The sequence below is a fragment of the Halorubrum rutilum genome (assembly GCF_024494565.1).
The window spans coordinates 152977-171538 of the sequence record NZ_JANHDN010000001.1 but is presented as its reverse complement, the minus strand read 5'-3'; the positions used below and the strand labels follow the sequence as shown (position 1 = coordinate 171538).

The following is an 18562-nucleotide window of genomic DNA, read 5'->3' as shown; positions in this document are numbered from 1 at the left end:
TATTTTAAATGGGGGCCGTCGTGGATAGCGTCGACATCACGATGCCGGTGTCGGGTGTGTCAGCAAACAGTGAATTCGTGAATTCACCGTAGCTTCTCGATGTCGAGTCGGATCGGCGCGGGCGCACCGAGCAGCCAGCCAGACGTCGTCCCGCAGTACTGGCAGGTGAACTCGGTGGCTTCGTCGTCGCGTTCGTCGATCGTCGCGTCCTTCTGATGCAGGAGGTCGTGGTCGCAACCGGGACAGAACGCCGCCGACGACTGGCGCTCGATCGGCCACAGTGACGGCGACCCGCACCCGCCACACTTCTGGGCCGGTGCGTCGCGGTCTTCGAAGGCCTGCCGGACAAGCCGGTCTTCGCGGCAGTCGTGACAGCGGACACGCTCCCACGAGTGGAAGCTAAGCCAGCAGCGGATGCGGTTGACCAGTGTTGCCGGGCGCTGGTGTTCCTCTGAGAGCATAATTACGTAATTACTAGCGCGCCGACTGGAGATCCGTGACGACCTTCGACGACGTGAGTGTCGGAACCTCTTCGATCCGGTTCTCCAGCTCGCCGAGGCGCTCAAGGACCTCGGCGTCGGCGTCTGCCTCGTGGACGATCTCAACGTTGTCGCCCCGGAGCGCTGGGAGAACAACCTCTTGGAACTGCTCGGCGCGGGTCCGGTCGTCGTCCGGAAGCAACGCGTCAAGCTCGTCGACGACGTCGTCCGGGAGCGAGATGGTCGTGGTCATAATTACGTAATTACTCCTCGCGACAGTCACTGCAGACCGGTCCGTCGTCCTCGTCAGCGCCCGATTGCCACTTCGATGGCGCATCGAACAAGTACTGCGTGTCGCACTCGGAGCAGGTCCACGCCATCACTCGCCCTCGTCGCTGCTCTCCTCGTCGCCTTGGAGCTCTTGAGCGGCGGCGACGCCCTCGCCCATTGAGTCGTCCCAGAGGTGATAGCCAGCGCCGAGCACGATCGCGACAGCGCCGAGCAGGATCAGCGTGTCAGCTTCGCGGCCGGTCCACTCCATCCCGAGCCACGTTCCGAAAAACGCGAGGATGATGACGCCAGCGACAAGCGTTCGGATAGGCTTCTCTTGCATTAGTCCTCGTCTTGCGTGTCCTCTTGGCTGAGGTCGATGCTGATCGGAAGCGAGTCGGCGGCCGCCTCCATCAGCTCGCGCTCGATACCCCAGAGTCTCCCGACAAGTAAGAACACCAGCGCTGTAAAAATCCCGTAGTACGGCGGGGCCACCGCCTCGATCCCCTCAAACGTGAGTGACAGCGTGATGGCGAGCCACACGAGCACGAGCGCGCCAGCGGTGATGCTTGCGAGGGGTCGATGTCCGTTAGGCATGATGGACTTCGCGAGGCAGTGGGCCTCGTCTTGAGGGTCGCTGAGAGGTGGCGTCATGAGACATCCATCAGGGGCTGACACTGGCATGGTCTCTCGGAGTCCAGCCGGCAGCCGCACTCGGAGCACCGATTCGGTCTGTACGTCGACGGTCGAGGGACATCTGTTCGAGTCATGGTCCTAGCGGTAGGCGCGCAGGTCGAGCGGGTCGCGCATCGTCAACCACGCGCGGGAGCTCGACGGGTCGTAGAACGCGAGCGGGCTCGCCTCGCCCTCAGTCGTGACGACGGACACCGTGTCCGTGTCGAACTGGTGTGAGGCGGTGGGGTCCTGATGCATCATTCTCCGATTTTCCCGTCGAACTTCCGCGGGTCGATCGGGAACACGCCGGTGACGCCGTCGTCGCTCACGCCGTGACACGTCGCGATGTCCGGCTCGTTGAGCCCGTCAACCTCACCGAGCTTCCGCGGGTACTCACCGACGGGCAGCGGCGACGCCGTGACGAAGATCGGCGGGCCGTTCCACGGGATCCTGCCGCTCACGTGATAGTGGCCCATCCAGATGATGTCGACCGCCTGCCCGAAGTTGAGCGAGTCGACGACCGTCGAGAGCCACTCCTTCTTTCGCGACGACGTCTCCGCCTGCGGCTTCCGGTCCTGGCCGTGGCGGAGCTGGCCGTGGATCGCGCCGTCGCGGAGCCAGAACGGTGTCGGCGACCCTGCCCGGCCGATGTTGAACCCGACGTTCTCACAGTAGCCGACCTCCGCGAGCTCGCCGACCGCGTTCCGGATCGACTTGTAGAGGAGGAGGTCGGCGTTGGCCTGTTTCGAGGAGCCGGACGCGCGGATGTCGCCGTGGTTGCCCGCCTGGCAGATGATGACGACGTTGTCGAACGCCTGCGAGTAGGCTTTCACCTGCCGCATCAGCGGCGGGTGGAGCGTGTCGGTCTGCTCGTCGAGCCACTGGTCGAGGTTCTCGTGTTGGCCCTCGTAGATGCCCTCATTGGTGACGAAGTCGCCACCCCAGAGCAGGTACGCCGTGTCGTAGGCGCTCCCGTGCTTTTCCTTGAGAGCAAGTGACCGATCCGTGATGTAGTCGATGATCGGTGGGAGGTCCTCACTCTGGTGGACGACCGAGTCGTCGTACCCACGGACGAGGTCGCCGGCGTGGAGGTCCGTCATGTGGACTACCCAGTCCTCGTTGCCGTCCGTGGCTGTCGTCTCGATCTCCGGCGTGTCGATCCGCTTCCACGCCTTGACGAGCTCGTTGTGACGCTTCTCCCACCAGCGGTTTGCTTTCCGGGTGCGAGTGCCCTTGTGTTCGCTCGACCGGAGCGTGTGGTCGCCTTCGATCTCGAAGAGGTCGGCCGTCTCGTCGTGGTATATCTGCCACCCCTTCGCTTCGAGCGTCTGGAAGTAGCTCTCGACGACCGACGGCGACTCACCGAGGTCCTCGGCGAGCTCCTCCGTGTCAGTCGCGGTTTGGAGCTGATGGAGGATGTACCGCTCGCGTTCCGTCAGGTCGGACGGGTCTGGTTCCTCCGGAAACGTGGTGTCCTCGTCGTCGTCTCCATCGTCCTGATCGGCAGCGCTGGCCTTCCAGCCTGGCGAGCCGTCAACGAACCACTCGTTCGTCTCGCGGTCGAACTCCAGCGGGACGCCCTTATCCTTTAGCGCGTTGCGATGCGACTCGACGGTCGTCAGCGCAACGTCGAACTCCTCGGCGATATCCCGGGACGTCGCCGGGAGCATCTCCAGGAGGTCGCGCTGGCGCTCGGTGAACTCAGGTGTGTCGTCGTCCATCTGGAGGTGAAACGGAGGGGTGTTACTGCGTCTCGAACGGCCGCGCGGGGAGTCGAACCCCGGACAGGGTAGCCCCGTAGAGGGCTTGGATCTCGCCACTCCCAATAGGGGCGTCTGTCACCTCCACAGGCACGGCAAGGCGACCGGACTTGGCAGGTTTGAACCGAACCGAACGGAACGATCGACGCGAATGTCCTCACGAAGGACGAGCATGTCACGATCTCGCCGCGTGGCTGCCGGTCGCTCGTGTGGCGCTGCACTCCCTCGGGCGCTGACCTGGTCTGGGCCCCCTCGGAGAAAAGCCGAGTGAGAACCACGCCCTCAGGAGATGGATCGACTCGGATTCGAACCGAGGCGTGCGACGTCTTCAGCGTCGAGCTCTCCCAGACTGAGCTATCGATCCGGTCGCTCCGCGTCGGACTCTGTCGTTCGGTACGTCAGCCCGTCCACGTCGACGATCAGGAGACCGTCCGGGCCGCGCACGTCGCCAGCGGGCTCGAACCCCACGACGTCGCCCTCGAGTTGCCGGTCGCCGAACGGGAACGCAACACGGTCGTACTGCGAGGCGCTCATGCCGGGAGCTCACCTCGCACCTGGTCGGGGGCGGCGTCCTCCCGCGTGACGGCGCGTCGGATGGCCGCCTCGGTCGCCTCGCCGAGACAGTCGTCGACGTGTTCGCCGTCGCGACGGCGGCGGAGTGCCTCCCGAGCGAGCGTCTTACGATGGAGGGTGACACCCTTCTCGTCGAGTGTCCGGATGGTCGCTTTGAGGAGTTCGCGGAACTTCGCCGGCGAGACCGCGCGCTCCTGGCAGGGGGTCGTGGCGGGCTCGTCGGTGTCGTCGAGCCATCCGAGCGCGGTCGCGAGTTCGTGGGCATCGGTCCGGTGATCGTCCCAGTAGCGGTCCCAGGGTGATTCGGTCCCGCAGCGGTCGCAGAACGTGCCCTGTTGGTCGCTGACGGTATCCGCGGGCCCGTAGTCGACGACCGTGTGATCACGATGGCGTTCGTGATGGGTCTCGTACTCCCGCGTGAGCCCGCCGCGTGTCGGGTTCTGCCGCTCGACGCGGATGACTCTGTGACAGGAGTTACACACGTCCGATGCGTCGAGCACGTGCTCGTGGTAGGCGGGTTGCTCAGGCATAGTTGCAAAAAACTCACGACCAACCGTCTCTCCGGTCCTGTCGTGTCGCGGCGGGTGTGGTGCCGTCATCAGCCCGATCGCCTCTGGTGCTGGCACCCGGCCGCGCCGGTCACCCGGCTGTCGTCACCCGTGTGTTGCTTGGCCAAACTCTTATACGAACCCCCGAGCGCAGATCCTGCGATCACTCGGCAACACTCCATTCAGACGTCGGTGGATCCTCATGACGTGGATCACAGGAGACGAGTCCTGCCTGATGGAGTCGGCGGAGCGCACTCAGCACCGTCCGCTCCGAACGACACAGGTCGTAAGCGAGCTTCCGGACGGTTCGGGGCCCGGATGCCGCTTTTAATTCGAGATAGACGACTGTTGACGACCATGGGAGCTCAGCGAGCTGGTCGCGAGTGTGAGCATCGAGATCACTGACAGCGACATCACTCATCGTCGCCTCCGTGGACGCGCTCCTCGTGACAGTCGCGCTGGCGCTCGGTCGCGAAATAGGCGAAGCACTCGTCGCAGCTGTAGTACGGCGTCACGAATTGGCCCCCACGACGGCGCCGCGCTGGCGACTCCAGGAGACCTCCTCGCCGTCTTCGTCGACAAGCACCGCCACGGACTCGGCGTCACGCTTGGCGGCCCGCTCGCGGCGCTCTGCGGGTGAGAGCCCGGCCTGCGCGAGCCCCTCGCCGTGTTCGTCGAGCTCGGCCTTCCGCGCTTCGAGCGCGTCGATGACGCGATCGCGCGGCTCACGGTCGTCCTGCATCGCCAGCCAACGTTCGACGCCGAGCCAGTAGTCGACGAGCTCGGTCGAGACAATCCCGCGAATCCGAGCGAAGATGAGCTCGCCCGTGGTGCCGTCGCCGTTGTCCGCGGCGACGTCCTCGACGAGGAACCGCGCCGGATTCTCGCCGAGGCGCTCGCTTTCTGTGGCGTTGAGGTCCGGCACCTCGGTCGCCTGCTCGTTGTGCTGGGTGGTCGCCGGCATCAAGCATCACCCACCCAGCGGATGCCGCCACCGCCCGGCTCGTAGGCGCGACCATCGTTCTTTGCGGCCTCGATGAGGTCCCACGGCGACTGGATCCCCTCATCTTCGAGTGCATCGACGACGTCGCCGATCTCGGCGCCGCCCGCGGTGTCCGGCTGGAGGTCGGTGACCGTCTGCTCTAGGAGCTTGATCTTCTGCTTTTGGCTCATCGAGCGGCCCGTCTCCTGGACGTCCGCGTCGTAGACGCCATCCTCATCGGTGCCGTAGTCGCGCATCGATTCGCCGACGACGTTCGTCGCGAACTGGACGTGGCGCATCTCGATGGTCTCCGAGAACTCGAACTTCGCCGCCGCTTCCGCGATGCGGACGATCCCCTCCAGTTTCCGGAACGTCACCGGGACAGGTGACTCCTCGTCGTAGCCGTTCAGCGAGCGCAGGTCGGTGAAGCTCTCGTCGAGCCACTCTTTCACCTCCTGGCTTGCGAACACCGGCTCAGGCTGCTGTTTCGCGAGGGCGATCCACTTCCGGAGGAGGTCACGATCGACCGGCGTCGCGATCGTCTCGGCGACCTCATCGGCGACATCCAGCCCCGCCATCTGCCGCTTCGCGGCGTCGCGAGCGTCGAGGATGTGCCGGGAGATCGTACTGTCACGCTCGGGGTCGGGTTGGTCAGTGAGCGTGAACACGAGGTCGAACCGACTCAGGAGGTTGCTCTCGAAGTCGAACTGGTCCTGGACGTTCTCGTACGGGTTGAACCGTCCGTACTTGGGGTTGCCCGCCGCGACCACTGCCGTCTCCGTCCGGAGCGTCGCGTTGATCCCCCACTTGTTGACGGAGATCCGCTGTTTGCTCATCGGGTCGAGCATCGCCGCGCGGACGTCGGCCGGCATGTCGTCGAGCTCGTCGACACAGACGGCGCCCTTGTGTGCCTTCACGAACGCGCCCGCTTCGAGCGCAGAGCCGCCGTCGCCGAAGTCGTCCTGGACGGCGGAGGCGGTGACGCCGGCGACAGTCGCGCCCTTCCCACTCACGCCGACCGTCCGCCACCCGAGGTCTTCGACGCGGTCGATAAGCTTCGACTTCGCGGTGCCGGGGTCGCCCAGCAGGAGGACGTGGAACTCGCCGCGGTCGTGGGTGCCGTCAGGGTAGACCGTCTTCGACCCGCCGACCATCGCGAGGATGAGCACGCGCTTGATCGCGTCGTTGCCGTGGATCTTCGGCGCGAGCGACTCGGCTGCGAGGTCGAGCGGGTCACCCTCGGCGCCGTCCGCGAGCTCGTGAATGCGTTCGCGCTCCTCGGGCGTGGTATCCACGTCGGTGTGGTCCGTCTCGTCGACGGCGAGCGCGCCGGCGTCGACGTACGGCTCGAACTTCCCGGTCTTCTGGTTGCCCTGCGTCTGCTGCTCAAGGTGGATCGTCCCGGCGACGGTGACGCGGTCGCCCGCGGTGACGATATCGGCGAGGTCGTCCTCGACGAAGACGTCGATCTCGGTGCCGCTCCCCTCGGCGATCTCCGGCGGCGTCGCGAGGCGGAACTGCTGGGCGTCGACGAACCCCGACTGGTCGAAGTTGACGCGGAAGGGGCCCTGTCGCTCACAGCCCTGGCACTCGTGCGGTTCCTGGAAGCCTGAGTCGCTCTGGGCGATGTAGGTCATCGTCCCGCAGCGCTGGCACTCGAACGCCGCCTCGACGATCTTCGAGTACTCGTCGGTGACCTTCGACACCTCGCCCGTGATCGCACGGTAGTTACTCGCCTGGTCCGTCGGGGAGAACCCGCCCGGGTAGTAGGTGTGCTCGGGCGGCAGGTTCGACACGCGGACGTGCGCGTTCGCGAGGTCGACATCAGCCGGGAGGTCGTAGTTGCGGAGCGCTTCCTCCAGGTACTCGCCCATCTCCCCGGGCTTTGTGAGGACGTCCTCGGCGATCTCCCGGTCGAACTCGTAGAGCTCGTCGTAGTCGATGACGAGTGACTTCTGGTCATCGTACCGCTGGGCGAGCGTGCCGACCGCGTCACGGTACCGTTCCCGGTAGAACCGGATCAGCGTCTCAGTCAGCGTCTCGTTCTCCTTGCGTCGGTCGTGGGTGGTGGACATCGTGGGTTTTTGTCCGCGAATAAAGCCCGTCCAACCGCTCGGACCGTCGAACGACGCCGGCCAGACGCCGGCCAGAACGACGGCCTCACAGCTAACGGACCATTGCTTACACAGCGCTGCTTGTGGTGATCTATGAGGAGTACAAGCGGCGGCGGAATCCCACGGGAGAAGACCGCCATCGCTAGCGCACCTCCTCCGAGGCGGTTTTATTCGCGGACGAAAACACGGCACCGCGCTTCGCCTCCTGGGCGTCGACGGTGAGGCTGCGGTTGCCGTTCGCCGGCGTCCGTACTTCGAAGCCGCGGACGTCGGCGGCGAGCTGCATCAACGTGTAGCAGTAGTCCGCCGAGGGTTCGCCCTCGAACACCTCCCACTTGATGTCGTCGTAGTCGAGCGCGGCGACGCCGCTCCCGGCCGTGGCCTTCTGGAAGGCGTGCTCGCGGACGAGGCCGACACGCTCGGCGCGGCTCAGCTGCTGGTAATCACGATCGTCGTCGAACTCCGAGAGCCGGAGCTCCAGCACGGCCACCTCTTCCTGGAGTTCGTTGATCTCGTCTTCGAGGTCGTCCACGCGGTTGGCCTTCGCGAGCGCTCGCTGCGCGATTGCGAGCGCGTCACGGGCGGAGACATCCTCGTCAGACATCGTCGACCACCTCGCCCGCGTCGGCGTCGTCGGGGCAGACGGGACGTTCGCGGCCGTCGTCAAGGCGGATGACGACCTCGGCGTCGGCGGTACAGCCGAGGGCGGTACAGACCGCCATCAGGCCGTCACCCCCGGAGCAGCTGCTAGCGGTGTCTGATCAGGATATCCGGATACGTCTCTTCGGTTTGCTAAGAAAGAAAGAGAAACCGTTAGCGGGCCTAAGGCCCGCGGATATTCAGTCGTCTGAGCCGAACATCTGGCGCATCATCGGGTGCATCTCCATCAGCTGCTCCTCGGCGATCTCCTCGTACAGCTTGTACGTGATCGAGACCGCGAGCAGCAGGCCGGTCCCGGAGACCGAACCGATGGTGCCGAGCAGGTTCGCCATCACGGCGAGGAACCCGACGAGTGCGCCGCCGATGACGGTCACCTGCGGGATGTACCGCTCCATCACCTTCTCGACGACCTGCGGGTTCCGGCGGAAGCCGGGGATCTGCATCCCGGAGTTCTGGATCTGCTTGGCGGTCGCCTCCGGGCCCATCCCGGTCGTCTCGACCCAGAAGATGGCGAAGATCGCCCCGCCGACGATCATGAAGGTGAGGTCGATCCCGAGCCGGATCGCGATCATCCACGGTTCGCCGGTCGCCGTGCCGCGGAACCACATCCACTGCTCCGGCTGCTGGATGGGGTTCAGGTAGTAGAACAGCCCGGACGTGGGCTGTCCCTGATCGCTGTACATCCCCAGCCAGGCCGGCATCCCCGCCCACTGCGAGGAGAGGAGCTGCCCGACGAACTGGATGTTCGCCTGCAGCGCGCGGACGAGGATCATCGGCAGGACGGACGCGTAGATGAGCTTCACCGGGAACCGGCCGCGCGCGCCCTTCACCCGGGCGTGCGACAGCGGGATCTCGACGCGGACCGACTCCGCGTAGACGACGATCCCGAAGATGAACACCGTCGTGAACAGCGCGAGGAGGTTTCCGGGCGCGAACAGCAGCGAGTCGATCCCGCCGGCGGTGAACGGCGACCCCAGCTCGGTGCCGCCCGTGGCGATCGCGTACCAGTTCGCCAGGAAGCCCCGCGCACCGAGCGCGGAGAAGCTGAAGAAGCCGCCGACGATCTGCTGGCTCACCGACGCGATGATGAACAGCCCGACGCCGGAGCCGACGCCCCACTTGCTCACGATCTCGTCCATGAACAGAAGGAGGACGCCGCCGACGAAGATCTGCGCGAAGATCAGCGCCTGAACGCCGAACGTCCCGATACCGAGCGCCTGCCCGACGGCCGAATCCGCGGGCAGGAACCCGCCGGTGAACACCATCGGCGCCGCCGTCAGCGCCGTCACGATGATCACCAACAGCTTCTGGAGGCCCTGATACAGGACCTGGTCGCGCGGGTCGTCGGTGTCGAGTCCGAGGAGGTTCGCACCGCCCAACAGCTGGAGGACGATGGACGCCGTGACGATCGGTCCGATACCGACCTGTAACAGCGAGCCGGACGAGCCGGCGAGCACCGACCGGAACTGCCCGAAGAAGTCGGATCCCTGTCCGACCGCCAACCCGAACGGGTTGATGTTGGTCAGGAAGAAGTAGACGACCAGGATGCCGGCCGTCCACGTGAGCTTCCGTTTGAACGGGACGTGCCCCGCCGGTCGCTCCACGACGGGCATCCGCGAGAGCACCGGTTCGGCGGCCTCCTTCCAGCTCATGATTACGCCTCGTCAGTCTCGTCGTCTGAAGTGTTTTCTGATTCGGCGGCGGCCTCCTCGGCGCGCTCGGAGAGCGTCGCCTCGCCGCCGGCCTCCTCGATCAGTTCGACCGCGCCGGCGGTGAACGCGTCGGCCGTGACGTGGAGCTCGCGGCGGACCTGTCCGCCGCCGAGCACCTTCACCACGTCGGCGTCGCGGCCGTCGTCGACGACGTCGCGCGCGTCGATCACGTACGCGTCGCCGTCCTCCTCGGCGAGGCCCTCCGCGGCGTACAGCGCCGCGTCCTCGTCGAGCTTCTGGACCTTGACTTCGAGGACGTCCGTCTGCGCGTCCTCGGGCCGCTTGAAGCCGTACTTGCCGAGCGGTCCGTAGTTGTGGAACTCGTGTTTCGCGCGGCCGGCCGCGCCGCGGCCGCCGCGGTGACCGGCGCCGCGCCGGTTCTTGTGCGTGCCGCCGCCGTGGGTGCGAGACCCGCGCTGTCGCCGTTTCTTGCTCGTCATCGCATCGCCTCCAGGAGGTCGTCGATCTCCTCGGTCGTGTGTCTCCCGAGTTCGCCGCCCTCGATCACGGGATGCTTGATTCCCTCGTGACCGCCGCGGGGCGCGTGGAGCCGGAGCGTCGGCGAGAGGCCCTGCTCGCGCAGGGTCGTCTCCTCGTCGACGAGCGCCTCCGCCAGCGCCTCCAGGTCGGCGTAGTCGGTGTTCGATTCGATCCACTCGTCGTCGACATCGGCCGAGCCCTCCAGGGGCTCGCCGCGTCGCGCGATGGTGGTCGCGACCGCGTCGACGCTCGGTTCCCCGAACGCGACGACGTCGTTGACCTTCGTGATCATGCCGCGGTACGAGTCCGTCTCGGGGACGAACGTCGCGTGGTTGACGCGCCCGACGTTCAGCATGTCGAGCGTGTCCTCGACGCCGTACTCGAGGTTGACGTCGCCGCGGAGCTGGACGATCGCCTGCATCACTCGCTCACCTCGTCGTAGTGGACCTCGCGCGCGTGCTGGGGAGTGCGGGACTGCGCCGCGTTCTCCAAGGCGTTGAACGTCGCCTTCGCGAGGTTCACCGTGGTGCGGGTGTTGCCGTCGGAGTTCGTCCAGGCGTCCTCGACGCCGGCGAGCTCTAAGATGTTCCGGACCGTCTCCGCGGCCGCGAGGCCCAGCCCCTGCGGGGCCGGCTTGATCTCGACCGTGACGGAGCCGGCCTTCCCGGTCGCCGTCCGGGTCAGGGAGTTGGTGCCGCCGGGCTGGTCCTCCCAGGAGCCGGAGCCGCGGTCGACGGAGATGATGTTCAGCTTCGCGACGTCGATCGCCTTCTGGATGGCGCCGCCGACCTGGTCGTCCCGGGCCTGCGCGTAGCCGAGATAGCCGTCGCGGTTGCCCACGGCGACCACGCAGCGGAACTTCACGCGGCGGCCGGAGTCGGTCATGCGCTGGACCATGTTGATGTCCAGCACCTCGTCTTCCAGCCCCGGGAGGAGCTGGTCGACGATCTCGGCCTCCTTCAGCGGGAGGCCGGAGTCGAGCGCCTGTTCCATTGACGAGATGTCGCCGTTCTGCACCTTGCGGCCGAGTCGCGTCCGCGGTTCCCAGCCGTCGTTGTGTCTACTCATGGTCCTCCTGGATTGTCGCGAGCACGTCGTCGAAGTGCTCGGGTACGTCGGCCGCGTCGAACTCGCCGCCGTACAGCGGCTCGTCGAGCTGCTCGTCGTACGCGGCGATGTGCTCGCCTCGCGTACGCGACCAGTCGGCCAGCACGCCGTCGTTGTGCGGGATCTCGAGGCCGGCGTCGATCGCTCCTTCCTGTACTGCGAACGTCTTGTTGCCGGGCGTCGCCGTGTTGAGCCCGATGTCGAGGACGGCCTCGTCGAGGCCGGCGTCGACGGCGCGGGCCCCCGCGAGGTACCCCGTGAGGTACGCGCTGGGGAGGTTCCCCGTAGGGGCCTCCCAGCCGTACGCAGCGAGGTCCTCGCTGGAGGCGGCCGCGTGGGTCTCGTCGCCGTCGGGTCCGGGAGTCACCAGCTGCGCCCTGACGTGAGCGTTGCTCACCCGAGCGACCAGGCGAGGCTTGCCCGATTTCAGCAGGCGCAACCTCTGATGGTAATCCGTCCGGACCTCGCGGCGGCGCCGCATCGGCACCTTGTATCGTGGTCCTGTCGCCATTAGTCCGTCACCTCGTAACCGTACTGCGTCTGGATGTACGCCTCCAGTCGCGCCACGTCCTCGAACTCGCCGCCGCTCGCCTTGTTGTAGAGCGTGCGGTACTCGCTGGCGTCGAGGACGTCCTCGTCGTCGCGGAGCTCCTTCAGGCGGGCGCGCTGCGCGCGGATCCGCGCCTTCCAGTCGTCCTTCGTGTTCTGTCGCGCGCCGGCCTTCCCCTTCCGGGTCCCGGCGCCGGACTTGTGTCCGTACGAGCGCTTCTCGGCGCGCTCGCGGGCCTGTCCGCGGGAGTTCGTCTTCGCGTCCTTCGCGCGGATCGTGCCCTGCTCGATGAGCTCGCGGACGTCCTCTCGCGTGATGGCGTCCTCGATCTCCTCCTGTGCCTCGGGGTCGAGCCAGACGCGGCCCTTGCCGACGTCTAACTCGTCCGCCGCGAGCCGCTTCTGTGCTTTCAGGTCACTCATCGTCGTCGACCTCCACTTCGACGTAGGTCGGGTTCAGCACGCGGATCTCGCGCTCCGCCGCCTCGTCTTCGATCAGTTCGCGCTTGCGACCGCCGACCTTCGAGGCGATCCGCACCGCCTGCGTGTCACCGTCGACGCCCTCGAGGTCGTCCGTGTTGTGCACGCGGACCTCCTCGAAGCCGCTCGGGTGCAGGTCGCGGGCCGCCTTCGGCGAGCGGAAGCCGGCCTCGACGACGGGCCCCTTCGCCTTCATGCGGCGGCGCTGCTTGGAGAGCCCGCCGCGCGGCTTGCGCCACGACGTCGGGATCCGCTTCTTCTTGTGGTAGTCCTGCCGGTTGAACTGCGGTTTCCCCTCGCGGTGCTTCTGTGCGAGCGCGCGAGCGGTCTCGTCGTCCAGCGCCGGCGTCTTGTCGGCGTGGCCGCGGGGGCGAAGCTCCGTCTCGACCGCCTCGTCGGATTCGGCCTCGTCGGCCGCCTCCTCCTCGGTCTCGTCTTCGATCTCCGCGTCCGCCTCCTCGTCGACCTCCAGCCCGCCGACGTCGGCCTTGATGCGCGCCGCGAGCGCGTTGCCGACGCCGTCGACCTCGGAGAGCTCCGATTGGGAGGCGGCCTTCACGTCCTCGACCGTCTCGTAGCCGGCCTCGCGAAGGGCGTCCGCCTTCGAGGGACCGACGCCGCTGATGTCTTCCAGTTCGTCTGCCATCGGTTAGGCACCTCCGGTCGGCTTCTCGACGATGTACACGCCGTCCTGGAAGACGCGCGTGTCCTTGTCGGTCACCTTCGTCAGCTGTTCGATGTCGGCGGCGGTCTGCCCCACGGCCTCCTTGTCGGAGCCCGAGAGCGTGACCGTCTCGCCGTCGACCTGTACGTCCGTGTCCCCGCGGATCGGGGTGCGTCGCTGTGCTCGCTCGCCGAGGAAGTTCTCGATGACGACCTCGTCGCCCTCCACGGTCACCTGCATCGGGAAGTGGGCGTAGTACACTTCCATCGTGTACTCCCATCCGTCGGTGACGCCGTGGATCATGTTGGCGACGTGGCTCTCGAAGGTGCCGACCGTGGCGTTCGTCTTCGCGTCCTCGCTCTCGGAGGCGATCGCGACGACACCGTCCTCGACCGTGACCTCGACGTCGGGGTACCAGAGGCGTCGCGTGACGCTCCCGTTGGGACCCTCGACGGTGAGTTCGAGGTGGTCGGTCTCGGCGGAGACGTCGTCCGGAATCTCGATTTCGACTCTGTTCATTGTTAGTAGACGTATGCGATCACTTGGCCGCCGATGCCCTCCTCGCGGGCCTCGTAGTGGCTCATGACGCCGTGGCTCGTCGTGACGATGAGCGTCCCGTAGTCGCGGGCGGGGAGGTATCGCTTCTCCCACTTCTCGAACTCGTCTGCGCCCGCGGAGTAGCGGGGCTTGACGGCGCCACACTCGTTGATCGCGCCTTTCAGTTCGACCTCGAACTTCCCGGCCTTCCCGTCGTCGACGTACTCGAAGCCGTCGACGTACCCGCGGTCGTAGAGGACCTCGAGGACGGAGCCGATGATGTTGGAGGCGGGCTCAACCGTGTACGACAGGTGGCCAACGCTCTCGGCGTTGTCCATGCCGGCGAGCGCGTTGGTGAATGGATCGTTTCCTGTCATGATTAGCTGTACTTCTCGAATCCCATGTCTCGGGCGACCTCGCGGAAACACTGCCGGCAGAGGTTGATGTCGTACTTCCCGACGAGCCCCTGCTCGCGGTCGCACCGCCGGCAGCTGTGCCGGGAGTCGGTGCGCTTCGCCGCGTGTTCGCCCGTGTCGTTGTTCGCTTCGCTCATTCCGTTACCTCTACGTCGAAGTTGGTCTCGAGGAACGCGGCCGCGTCCTCGACGGTCATCCGGTGGTTCGCGGGGATAGACGCCGTCGCCTTGTCCCGCTTCGACACGCGGTAGCCGGGCCGGACGATCGTCGTCGTCACGTCGAGCCCGTAGATGCCGATGTTCGGGTCGTACTCCTGGCTCGGGAAGTCGGTGTGGTCCTCGACCCCGAAGCTCAGGTTGCCCGTGTCGTCGAACTGGCTCCGCGAGACGTCGACGACGTCGAGCGCGGTCGCGAGGAAGTCGTGCGCGTCCTCGCCCCGCAGCGTCACCTTGACGCCGATCGGGTCGCCCTTGCGGATCCCGAACTCGGCGATGGTGCGCTTCGAGGTGGTCCGGACCGACTGCTGGCCCGTGATCTCCTCGATGATCTCCTCGGCGTCGGCGAGCGGCTCACCGCCCTGCCCGACGCCCATGTGGACGACGACCTTTTCCAGGTACGGCTCGCGCATCTCGTGGGCGGCGCTCTCGGACTCACTCATCCGAATCACCCGCCTCCTCGGCGTCGGTCGCGTCGTCCTCCTCGCCCGTGAAGTTCTCGTCGATGACGACGAGGTACTCCTCGACCGTCTCGTAGCCGCCGTCGTCGTCGTCGACGTACACGGTGTTCGAGCCCGAGCCGAGCGTCACGTCGATGTCGTCGACCTCGCCGATCCGGCCGGCGTGCTGGCCGGCGACGGCGGTGACCAGGGCGCCCTCCTCGTACTCGAAGTGGGCGACGATCTCCTTCGACTCGTTGTCGACGACGATCGAGTCCTTGGTGTCGTACGGCGCGTCGTCGTCGACGCGGACGTTCGCCCCGTCGTGGAGCGTCAGCTGGACGGCGCCGCCGGGGACGACGGTCTTGTTCGTGATCTTCCCGAGCCGGCTGCCCGCGGCCTCCTCGTCGACGGGGGTCAGCGCGAGCCGACCGCCCTCGTCGGGGAAGACGCGGAAGAACTCCCCGCGCTCGGGGAACGCCAGGATGTCGAACATCCCGATCGGACGCTGCTCGTCCGACACCGCGTCCCCGTTGACGAGGACCGAGTCGTTGTTCAGCGCGTAGCGCGCCTCCTTCGTCGAGTCGACGTAGCCGAGCACGTCCCGCAGCAGGACGACGAGCGGAACGCCCGCCTCGCCGTGCGGGCCCGCGCCCGCCTTCACGGTGAACGTGTTCGTCTTGCGCTCGACCGGCCAGGAGTTCGGTACCGACAGTCGCTTCTGGTGTCGCGTCATTCGTTGTCCTCCCGGAGCCGCGCCGCACGGCGGTCGTCTTCCAGGTCCAGATCGGTCACCCGGACGTTGCTCGCCGGGATGGGACGGGGAACCTCCTCCCCGTCCGCCTTCTCGACGGTGACGTCCTCGACGGTGATCCGTTCCGCGGACAGGTCGACGGCGACGACCTCCGCCTCCGTCCCGGCCGCGTCGCCGCGAAGCACCTCGACGGTGTCGCCGGCGTTGACGCGGACGTTGCGCTGTCCGTACTCCTCGCGGAGGTCGTCCGTGAGGGTGGCCCGGACCTGGTTCTGCCGCTCGTGGAGCGGCGCGGTCTCCGACCGTTTTCGCTGTTTGCGTGGCTGTTTCGTCATGATCAGACGATCATCGTCGCGGTCGAGGCGATGCTCCCGAATCGTTCGGCGACCTCGCGGGCGACGGGGCCCTTGATCTCCGTGCCCCGCGGCTCCTCGAGGTCGTCGATGACGACGGCCGCGTTGTCCTCGAACTTCACTCGGGTCCCGCTCGGGCGGCGGATCGGCTTGCGCTGGCGGACGACGACCGCCTCCAGCACCTGCCGCCGCATCTCCGGGGTCCCCTTGGTGACCGAGACGGTCACCTTGTCGCCGATACCTGCCTTCGGGTGGCGGTTCTTCGTGCCGGAGTAGCCCGACACGGAGATCACCTTCAGCTCGCGGGCGCCGGTGTTGTCGGCGCACGCGATCAGCGAGCCCTTCGAGAGCCCCTGCGTGACGTCGGCCTTGAGGGCCTCCATCACCGATCACCCGACAGGTTCTCGACGACGACGTGGGACTTCGTCTTCGAGAGCGGTCGCGTCTCCGCGATCGTCACTTCGTCACCGACTTCGAGCGAGTCGAGCACGCCCGGCACGTGGGCCGGGATGCGCGAGCGACGCTTCATGTACCGGTCGTATTTCGGTACGAACACGTCGTACTCTCGCTCGACGATGACGGTCTTTTCCATATCCGTCGACACGACCGTTCCCTCCCGGGTCTGGCCGCGGACGGAGAGCTGCCCGTGGAACGGGCACTTCTCGTAGTCGTAATCCTCCGGGTTGTCTGGCTCCGGAGGCGTGGGTACGTCGATTCCTATCGCCATTGTGTGACACCTCGTTCGGTGCGTTCGGCGGGCCGATGCCGCAACCGATCGCCATCCACCGTCACGTAGACCGCGTCTTTGCACTCGCCGCGGTGGCTCGCCGGATCCGCGCCGTCACCGGTGACGACGCTTTCGGACCCGGACGGGCCAGACTGACGGGGGCGGACCCCCGTAGTATCCGACCCGAGTTGGGACGCGGACCCCGACGACTGCGCGCCGTCGGCGGCTTCATCTGTGCGAGCGGTCGGCGTCTCGACGACGCCGAACTCGAACGTCGCGCCCGACTTGGGCACGCGCTTGTCCCCCGACGGCGTCCGGACCACGAGGGTGCCGAACGTCTCGGACAGCACGCGGCCGGCGACGCCCGCGTGGGCGTCGCTGGCGGCGTCGGCCACCCGAACCGGGAGGCCGACGAGTTCGTGCCGGACGAGCGTGTCGGGGGATATCATCGTTATTCGTCCTCGAAGTCGCCTTCTTCCTGCTGGATCGTCTTGATCCGCGCGATCGTCTTCTTCAGCTCCTTCACGCGGCCCGGGCTCTCCGGCATGCCGCCGGCCGCGCGCTGCGCCTTGGAGTTGAGCAGCTCGGTCTCCAGCTCCTCGAGCTCGACCTGGCGCTCGGCCGCCGTCATGTCGCGGATCTCGTCGGTGTAGAGGATCGCCATTATTCGTCCTCCTCCTCGTCGTCCGCGGCTTCCATCTCGGCGACCAGGTCCGCCGCCTCCGATTCGATCTCCTCGTCGAGCTCGTCGACGTCGTCCGCCTCGGCGTCGCCGACCGGTTCCTCGGCGGCGACGTCGGTCGCCTCCGCGGCCGTGTCCTGCGTCTCCTCGACGACCTCTTCGACGACCTCCTCGTCGATGAGGTCGGTCGGGTCCTCGTCGGGCACCTCGACGTCGTCGTCGTCCGCGCCGACGTCGGGGACCTCCTCGGGCTCCTCTTCGAGGAGCGCCTCGACGCCCTCGTCGTCACCGGCGGCGGCGGCCTGCTCGACCTCCGGGACCTCGGCGTCCTCGCGGACCTCGAAGTCGTCCGGGAGCTGCGCGCCCGGCGGGATGATCTTCACGTTGACGCCGATCGTCCCGAGCTTCATCACCGCGACGCCCTGGCCGTGGTCGACGACCTCCTCCGCGGGCTCGCCGTTGTGCTTGATATAGCCGCGGTTGAACTTCTCGACGCGCGAGCGCGCGCCGGTGACCTTCCCGCTCAGGACGATCTCGGCGCCCAGCGCGCCGGCGTCCATGATCCGGTCGATCGTCGTGTGACCGGCCTTCCGGAAGTACCAGCCGCGTTCGAGGGCGTTCGCGAGACGGTCCGCGACGATCTGGGCGTTCAGGTCGGGCTCGTCGACCTCCTGAACGTCGATCTGCGGGTCGTCCATGTCGAAGCGGTCCTCCAGCTCGGTGGTGATCTTGCGGATGTTCTTCCCGCCCTTCCCGATCACCATGCCGGGCTTCTCGGCCTTCAGGACGATCTGCGTGCCCATCGGCGTCTTGGCGACGTCCATGCCGCCGTAGCCGGCTCGGCCGAGCTCGTCCGCGAAGAACTCGTTGATCTGTGAACGGCGCAGGCCGTCCTCGATGAATTGGTGTTCGTCAGCCATTAGTCGTCGGCCTCCGGGTCCTCGATGATGAGCTCGACATCGGCGAGGGTGGTGTTCCACTGCGTGGCGCCCGCGGCCCGCGGGTTCCGTCCGGGTCGCTCGCCGACCTTGTGCGGGGCGACGTGTTTGATGACCATCTCGTCGCCGTCGAACCCCTGTTCGGTCGCGTTGTTCTTGACGTTCTCTAAGAGCTTCAGGAAGTCCTTGGCGGCCTTCTCGGGGTACCGTCCCGCGTCCCAGCCGTCGATGTCGGAGCGGTGGCCCGCGCCGGCGTTGTGCTGGCGCATGGGCACCGACGTCTCCTCGTCGATGACCTCCTGGAGGAACTCCTCGGCGTCGGCGACGGTCTCGCCTTTGATCTCCCGGGAGATCTCCTTGCTGTCCTTCACGCTGATGGGCCGGTCGCGGAGCATCCCCTTGGCGGTGGTCTCCGGGTCGGCCTCGACGCTGTAGTTGATTCCCATT

General features: G+C 66.8%; 31 protein-coding genes and 1 tRNA gene. All 32 read right to left on the bottom strand.

Annotation, left to right across the window (positions count from 1 at the left end):
- Nucleotides 1-83: 83 nt before the first annotated feature.
- Nucleotides 84-461 (bottom strand): hypothetical protein, encoded by a 378-nt coding sequence (locus NO900_RS00920; RefSeq protein WP_256407334.1) that lies wholly within the window; start codon nt 459-461, stop codon nt 84-86.
- 13 nt (nt 462-474) lie between these two features.
- Nucleotides 475-732, bottom strand: coding sequence for a hypothetical protein (locus NO900_RS00915; protein ID WP_256407333.1), 258 nt, complete (start codon nt 730-732; stop codon nt 475-477).
- 126 nt (nt 733-858) lie between these two features.
- Nucleotides 859-1092 carry a hypothetical protein gene (locus NO900_RS00910; RefSeq protein WP_256407332.1) on the bottom strand — a complete coding sequence of 78 codons (234 nt, stop codon included), beginning with the start codon at nt 1090-1092 and terminating at the stop codon, nt 859-861.
- Nucleotides 1092-1346: a hypothetical protein gene (locus NO900_RS00905; RefSeq protein WP_256407331.1), complete on the bottom strand. Its 255-nt coding sequence runs from the start codon at nt 1344-1346 to the stop codon at nt 1092-1094. Before NO900_RS00905 ends, NO900_RS00910 begins: the two co-directional genes overlap by 1 nt.
- A gap of 177 nt (nt 1347-1523) precedes the next feature.
- Nucleotides 1524-1682, bottom strand: coding sequence for a hypothetical protein (locus NO900_RS00900; RefSeq protein WP_256407330.1), 159 nt, complete (start codon nt 1680-1682; stop codon nt 1524-1526).
- Nucleotides 1682-3145, bottom strand: a complete 1464-nt coding sequence (locus NO900_RS00895) for a helix-turn-helix domain-containing protein (protein WP_256407329.1) — start codon at nt 3143-3145, stop codon at nt 1682-1684. Before NO900_RS00895 ends, NO900_RS00900 begins: the two co-directional genes overlap by 1 nt.
- Before the next feature lie 329 nt (nt 3146-3474).
- A tRNA-Phe gene (locus tag NO900_RS00890) sits at nt 3475-3548 on the bottom strand.
- A complete protein-coding gene (locus tag NO900_RS00885) occupies nt 3539-3718 on the bottom strand; it encodes a hypothetical protein (protein ID WP_256407328.1) in 180 nt (59 codons plus the stop codon). Before NO900_RS00885 ends, NO900_RS00890 begins: the two co-directional genes overlap by 10 nt.
- Nucleotides 3715-4287: a peptide ABC transporter substrate-binding protein gene (locus NO900_RS00880; RefSeq protein WP_256407327.1), complete on the bottom strand. Its 573-nt coding sequence runs from the start codon at nt 4285-4287 to the stop codon at nt 3715-3717. Before NO900_RS00880 ends, NO900_RS00885 begins: the two co-directional genes overlap by 4 nt.
- 529 nt (nt 4288-4816) lie before the next feature.
- Complete coding sequence (locus NO900_RS00875) at nt 4817-5269, bottom strand: DUF8129 domain-containing protein (RefSeq protein WP_256407326.1); 453 nt, start codon at nt 5267-5269, stop codon at nt 4817-4819.
- Nucleotides 5269-7362 carry a minichromosome maintenance protein MCM gene (locus tag NO900_RS00870; RefSeq protein ID WP_256407325.1) on the bottom strand — a complete coding sequence of 698 codons (2094 nt, stop codon included), beginning with the start codon at nt 7360-7362 and terminating at the stop codon, nt 5269-5271. The genes NO900_RS00875 and NO900_RS00870 overlap by 1 nt, the downstream gene beginning before the upstream one ends.
- Before the next feature lie 181 nt (nt 7363-7543).
- Nucleotides 7544-8005, bottom strand: a complete 462-nt coding sequence (locus tag NO900_RS00865; protein WP_256407324.1) for a hypothetical protein — start codon at nt 8003-8005, stop codon at nt 7544-7546.
- Entirely contained in the window at nt 7998-8123 is a 126-nt protein-coding gene (locus NO900_RS00860) for a hypothetical protein (RefSeq protein WP_256407323.1), read from the bottom strand. Before NO900_RS00860 ends, NO900_RS00865 begins: the two co-directional genes overlap by 8 nt.
- A gap of 117 nt (nt 8124-8240) precedes the next feature.
- A complete protein-coding gene (gene secY, locus NO900_RS00855) occupies nt 8241-9713 on the bottom strand; it encodes a preprotein translocase subunit SecY (protein ID WP_256407322.1) in 1473 nt (490 codons plus the stop codon).
- Nucleotides 9714-9715: 2 nt separating this feature from the next.
- Nucleotides 9716-10213: an uL15m family ribosomal protein gene (locus NO900_RS00850; RefSeq protein WP_256407321.1), complete on the bottom strand. Its 498-nt coding sequence runs from the start codon at nt 10211-10213 to the stop codon at nt 9716-9718.
- A complete protein-coding gene (locus tag NO900_RS00845) occupies nt 10210-10674 on the bottom strand; it encodes a 50S ribosomal protein L30 (protein WP_256407320.1) in 465 nt (154 codons plus the stop codon). The genes NO900_RS00850 and NO900_RS00845 overlap by 4 nt, the downstream gene beginning before the upstream one ends.
- The gene (locus tag NO900_RS00840; RefSeq protein WP_092566242.1) at nt 10674-11321 is read right to left on the bottom strand and encodes a 30S ribosomal protein S5; all 648 of its coding nucleotides are present in this window, start codon (nt 11319-11321) and stop codon (nt 10674-10676) included. Before NO900_RS00840 ends, NO900_RS00845 begins: the two co-directional genes overlap by 1 nt.
- A complete protein-coding gene (locus NO900_RS00835) occupies nt 11314-11871 on the bottom strand; it encodes a 50S ribosomal protein L18 (protein WP_256407319.1) in 558 nt (185 codons plus the stop codon). The genes NO900_RS00840 and NO900_RS00835 overlap by 8 nt, the downstream gene beginning before the upstream one ends.
- A complete protein-coding gene (locus NO900_RS00830; protein WP_256407318.1) occupies nt 11871-12332 on the bottom strand; it encodes a 50S ribosomal protein L19e in 462 nt (153 codons plus the stop codon). The genes NO900_RS00835 and NO900_RS00830 overlap by 1 nt, the downstream gene beginning before the upstream one ends.
- Nucleotides 12325-13035, bottom strand: coding sequence for a 50S ribosomal protein L32e (locus tag NO900_RS00825; protein ID WP_256407317.1), 711 nt, complete (start codon nt 13033-13035; stop codon nt 12325-12327). Before NO900_RS00825 ends, NO900_RS00830 begins: the two co-directional genes overlap by 8 nt.
- A gap of 3 nt (nt 13036-13038) precedes the next feature.
- Complete coding sequence (locus tag NO900_RS00820; RefSeq protein ID WP_256407316.1) at nt 13039-13572, bottom strand: 50S ribosomal protein L6; 534 nt, start codon at nt 13570-13572, stop codon at nt 13039-13041.
- 2 nt (nt 13573-13574) lie between these two features.
- Complete coding sequence (locus tag NO900_RS00815) at nt 13575-13967, bottom strand: 30S ribosomal protein S8 (RefSeq protein WP_004047215.1); 393 nt, start codon at nt 13965-13967, stop codon at nt 13575-13577.
- Between the two features lie 2 nt (nt 13968-13969).
- Nucleotides 13970-14143, bottom strand: a complete 174-nt coding sequence (locus tag NO900_RS00810) for a 30S ribosomal protein S14 (RefSeq protein ID WP_256407315.1) — start codon at nt 14141-14143, stop codon at nt 13970-13972.
- Complete coding sequence (locus NO900_RS00805; RefSeq protein ID WP_256407314.1) at nt 14140-14664, bottom strand: 50S ribosomal protein L5; 525 nt, start codon at nt 14662-14664, stop codon at nt 14140-14142. The genes NO900_RS00810 and NO900_RS00805 overlap by 4 nt, the downstream gene beginning before the upstream one ends.
- Entirely contained in the window at nt 14657-15397 is a 741-nt protein-coding gene (locus tag NO900_RS00800; RefSeq protein ID WP_256407313.1) for a 30S ribosomal protein S4e, read from the bottom strand. The genes NO900_RS00805 and NO900_RS00800 overlap by 8 nt, the downstream gene beginning before the upstream one ends.
- A complete protein-coding gene (rplX, locus tag NO900_RS00795; RefSeq protein WP_256407312.1) occupies nt 15394-15750 on the bottom strand; it encodes a 50S ribosomal protein L24 in 357 nt (118 codons plus the stop codon). Before rplX ends, NO900_RS00800 begins: the two co-directional genes overlap by 4 nt.
- A 2-nt stretch (nt 15751-15752) precedes the next feature.
- Entirely contained in the window at nt 15753-16151 is a 399-nt protein-coding gene (locus NO900_RS00790; RefSeq protein WP_256407311.1) for a 50S ribosomal protein L14, read from the bottom strand.
- On the bottom strand, nt 16151-16495 hold the full coding sequence (locus NO900_RS00785; RefSeq protein ID WP_256407310.1) for a 30S ribosomal protein S17: 345 nt from the start codon (nt 16493-16495) through the stop codon (nt 16151-16153). Before NO900_RS00785 ends, NO900_RS00790 begins: the two co-directional genes overlap by 1 nt.
- Nucleotides 16486-16944: a ribonuclease P protein component 1 gene (locus tag NO900_RS00780; RefSeq protein WP_256407309.1), complete on the bottom strand. Its 459-nt coding sequence runs from the start codon at nt 16942-16944 to the stop codon at nt 16486-16488. Before NO900_RS00780 ends, NO900_RS00785 begins: the two co-directional genes overlap by 10 nt.
- Nucleotides 16945-16946: 2 nt before the next feature.
- Nucleotides 16947-17159 carry a 50S ribosomal protein L29 gene (gene rpmC, locus NO900_RS00775; protein WP_156586269.1) on the bottom strand — a complete coding sequence of 71 codons (213 nt, stop codon included), beginning with the start codon at nt 17157-17159 and terminating at the stop codon, nt 16947-16949.
- Nucleotides 17159-18097, bottom strand: a complete 939-nt coding sequence (locus tag NO900_RS00770; RefSeq protein WP_256407308.1) for a 30S ribosomal protein S3 — start codon at nt 18095-18097, stop codon at nt 17159-17161. Before NO900_RS00770 ends, rpmC begins: the two co-directional genes overlap by 1 nt.
- Entirely contained in the window at nt 18097-18561 is a 465-nt protein-coding gene (locus tag NO900_RS00765) for a 50S ribosomal protein L22 (RefSeq protein WP_256407307.1), read from the bottom strand. The genes NO900_RS00770 and NO900_RS00765 overlap by 1 nt, the downstream gene beginning before the upstream one ends.
- Nucleotide 18562: the final 1 nt, after the last annotated feature.